The 3,497-nt window shown below is 71.9% G+C and carries 5 protein-coding genes; all 5 read right to left on the bottom strand.

The genetic code is table 11. The annotated features are described in order from the left end of the window. On the bottom strand, nt 1-429 hold a 429-nt coding region (locus H5J30_RS22575), incomplete at its 3' end, for an MFS transporter (protein WP_181789214.1). 212 nt (nt 430-641) lie between these two features. After that, nucleotides 642-977 carry an RNA polymerase-binding protein RbpA gene (locus H5J30_RS22570; protein ID WP_078560063.1) on the bottom strand — a complete coding sequence of 112 codons (336 nt, stop codon included), beginning with the start codon at nt 975-977 and terminating at the stop codon, nt 642-644. A 92-nt stretch (nt 978-1,069) separates the two neighbouring features. Further along, the gene (gene secG / locus H5J30_RS22565) at nt 1,070-1,300 is read right to left on the bottom strand and encodes a preprotein translocase subunit SecG (RefSeq protein WP_037720488.1); all 231 of its coding nucleotides are present in this window, start codon (nt 1,298-1,300) and stop codon (nt 1,070-1,072) included. Between the two features lie 151 nt (nt 1,301-1,451). Beyond that, the gene (gene tpiA, locus H5J30_RS22560) at nt 1,452-2,237 is read right to left on the bottom strand and encodes a triose-phosphate isomerase (RefSeq protein ID WP_181789213.1); all 786 of its coding nucleotides are present in this window, start codon (nt 2,235-2,237) and stop codon (nt 1,452-1,454) included. Nucleotides 2,238-2,246: 9 nt separating this feature from the next. Continuing rightward, nucleotides 2,247-3,467, bottom strand: coding sequence for a phosphoglycerate kinase (locus H5J30_RS22555; protein ID WP_181789212.1), 1,221 nt, complete (start codon nt 3,465-3,467; stop codon nt 2,247-2,249). Between the last annotated feature and the right edge of the window lie 30 nt (nt 3,468-3,497).

Below are 3,497 nucleotides of genomic sequence, written 5' to 3'. Positions count from 1 at the left end.
GGCGGCGGGCACGACGGCGGGGAGCAGGGCGGTGGCGGCGTTGTCGAAGACGGTCTGCAGCGCGGTCAGCGCGAAGGCGAGGACGAGGAGCAGCGCGATGCCGGCCCGGTCCAGCCACACGGCGAGCGCGAACGCCGCCATCAGCAGCCCGCGCAGCACGTCCACGACCCACATCGCGCGCCGCTGGTCGACCCGGTCGGCGATCGCGCCGCCGATCAGCCCGAAGAGCAGCCAGGGCAGGAAGCCGCAGGCGGTGACGAGCGCGACGAGCAGCGTGGAGTCGGTCAGCCCGACGGCGAGCAGCGGCAGCGCGGCGCCCCGCAGGGCGTCGCCGAAGCGGGAGACGACGGCGGCCGACCACAGCCGCCCGAATCCGCCGCGCCAGGTGGGTGCCGCGGTGTGCCGCGGGCGGGTGGACTCGGATCGCATGCCGGGACCGTAGGTACGCGGGCACCCGGGGCACCTCGGTCGGTTGCCCTATCCGCCGCCTCAGATCGGGCGGCCGGGGCTCTGCGCGCGCGGCAGCGCGCTGCCGGTGCGGGTGCACGTGCCTGTGCCGGAGAAGAAGGGGTGCCGCCGACGGGGCCGGGGCGGCTCGGCGCAGTGCCGGTGGCCGCCCGCGAACTCGGCGCCGGGGTGGGTCAGATCTCGCCGCGGAGCTTGGCGAGGGCCTCGGCGAGGATGGCCTCGCCGTCGGCGTCGCTGCGCCGCTCGCGCACGTACGCGAGGTGCGTCTTGTACGGCTCGGTGCGCGGCGGGTCCGGTGGGTTGTCCCGGTCCTGGCCCGCCGGGAAACCACAGCGCGGGCAGTCCCAGCTGTCCGGGATCTGTGCGTCGGTGGCGAAGCTGGGTCGGGTCTCGTGCCCGTTGGAGCACCAGAAGGAGACCCGCAGGCGCGGTGCTGACTCGCCCCGCTCCGCCTCCCCCATCGGCCCGGCGCCGACCCGGCTTCCACGGATCGCGTTGCCACTTGCCACGGTCGTAACTCCCTGCGTGAAATGCGGCGGGGCATCGTCGGCGACCCCGCCGCGGGCGCCCTAGTCTACGTACCGTCGGTCGATGTGGTGGCTCAGCTGTCGAACTTCATCAGCAGGCCCAGCACGACGATGATGGCGAACCAGATCAGGCCGACGACCACGGTGATCCGGTCGAGGTTGCGCTCGGCGACGGAGGAGCCGCCGACTGAGGACTGCATGCCGCCGCCGAACATGTCGGACAGGCCGCCGCCCTTGCCCTTGTGCATGAGGACGAGCATCATCAGCAGCCCGCTGAAGATGATCAGGGCGATGGAGAACGCCACGGTCACGGCTTTTCCAACTCTCTCGGTGACGGACGGATACGTCAGGGGGCCGGTGCAGTCATCCTGCGTGACCGGCCCCCGACAGCCTACGACGAACAGGCGGCCCGGGCCTACTCCCCGGATCGGGGGAAGGGGCCCGGGGCCGCGGGCCTCACTGGTCCCGGAAGCGGGCGATCTTGACGAACTCGTCCGCGTCCAGCGAAGCGCCGCCGATCAGCGCGCCGTCCACGTCGGGCTGCGCCATGATCGCCGCGACGTTGCCGCTCTTGACGGAGCCGCCGTACTGGATGCGCACCGCGTCCGCCACCTCGTCGCTGTACAGCTCGGCCAGCCGCTGCCGGATCGCCCCGCAGACCTCCTGCGCGTCCTCCGGGGTGGCGACCTCGCCGGTGCCGATGGCCCACACGGGCTCGTAGGCGATGACGACGCTCTCCGCGTCCGCCGCGGAGACGTCCTTCAGCGCCCCGTCGAGCTGCGCGAGGGTGTGCGCGACCTGGTCGCCGGCCTTGCGCACCTCCAGGCCCTCGCCGATGCACAGGATCGGCGTGATGCCGTACTTGAACGCGGCCTTGACCTTGGAGTTGACGAGCGCGTCGTCCTCGCCGTGGTACTGCCGCCGCTCGGAGTGGCCGACGACGACGTACGTGCAGTTGAGCTTGGCCAGCATCGGGCCCGAGACGTCGCCCGTGTACGCGCCGGAGTCGTGCGGCGAGATGTCCTGGGCGCCGTACCTGATCTTCAACTTGTCGCCGTCCACGAGCGTCTGCACCGAGCGCAGATCGGTGTACGGCGGCAGGACGGCGACCTCGACGGCCTCGTAGTCCTTGTCGTGGAGCGCGAAGGCGAGCTTCTGGACGTGCGCGATGCCCTCAAGGTGGTTGAGGTTCATCTTCCAGTTGCCCGCCATGAACGGGGTACGGGTCGGCTTGTCGTTCATCGTTACGGGTCAGTCCTCCAGTGCGGCGAGGCCGGGGAGCGTCTTGCCCTCAAGGTATTCGAGGCTGGCGCCGCCACCGGTCGAGATGTGGCCGAACGCATTCTCGTCGAAGCCCAGGATGCGCACGGCGGCGGCGCTGTCACCGCCGCCGACGACGGTGAACGCGGAGCTGTCCACCAGGGCCTGGGCGACCGCGCGGGTGCCTTCGGCGTAGTCGGGGTGCTCGAACACGCCCATCGGCCCGTTCCAGAAGACCGTGGCGGCGTCGGCGATCTTCGATGCGAAGAGCCGGCCGGACGCCGGGCCGATGTCCAGGCCCATCACGTCGTCGGGCATGGCGTCCGCCGGTGCGGTCACGGGGTCGGTCGGCGCCTGCGCCTTGACGTCCGGGAACTGCGGGGCGGCGACCACGTCGACGGGGAGCACGAACTCCACGCCGAGCTTCTCGGCCCGCGCCAGGTACTCGCGGACCGCGGGCACCTGCTCCTCCTGGAGCAGGCTGGAGCCGACCTCGTACCCCTTGGCCTTGAGGAAGGTGTACGCCATGCCGCCGCCGATGAGGATGCGGTCGGCCTTCTCCAGCAGGTGGTCGATGACCCCGAGCTTGTCGGAGACCTTGGCGCCGCCGAGCACGACCGCGTACGGCCGCGCGACGTCCTCGGTGAGCTTGCGCAGGACGCCCACCTCGGCGGCGATGAGGTAGCCGACGTAGTGCGGCAGCCGGGCCGGCAGGTCGTACACCGAGGCGTGCTTGCGGTGGACGGCGCCGAAGCCGTCGCCCACGTACACGTCGGCGAGCCCGGCCAGTTCGTCCGCGAACGCGCCGCGCCCGGCGTCGTCCTTCGCGGTCTCGCCGGGGTTGAACCGCAGGTTTTCGAGCAGCGTGACCTCGCCGTCGCCGAGCCCGGCGACGGTGGCCTTCGCGCTCTCGCCCACGGTGTCCGTGGCGAACTCCGTCTTCTTCGCGGAGTCCCCGAGCAGTTCGCCCAGCCGGCGCGCCACCGGCGCGAGCGAGAACGCCGGGTCCGGCGCCCCCTTGGGGCGGCCGAGGTGGGAGGCGACGACCACCCGCGCGCCGGCCTCGGCCAGCTTGGCGATCGTCGGGACGACGGCGCGGATGCGGCCGTCGTCGGTGATGGTGGTGCCGTCCAGCGGCACGTTGAGGTCCGCGCGGACGAAGACCCGCTTGCCGGCGATGCCTTCGCCGAGGAGGTCGTCGAGCGTCTTCATGAGGACTCCTGCATCACTGCTGACACCGCC

It is taken from the genome of Streptomyces phytophilus (genome assembly GCF_013870535.1).
GTDB lineage: Bacteria > Actinomycetota > Actinomycetes > Streptomycetales > Streptomycetaceae > Streptomyces > Streptomyces phytophilus.
The sequence above is the reverse complement of the archived record's forward strand: the minus strand, read 5'-3'. Positions and strand labels throughout refer to the sequence as shown.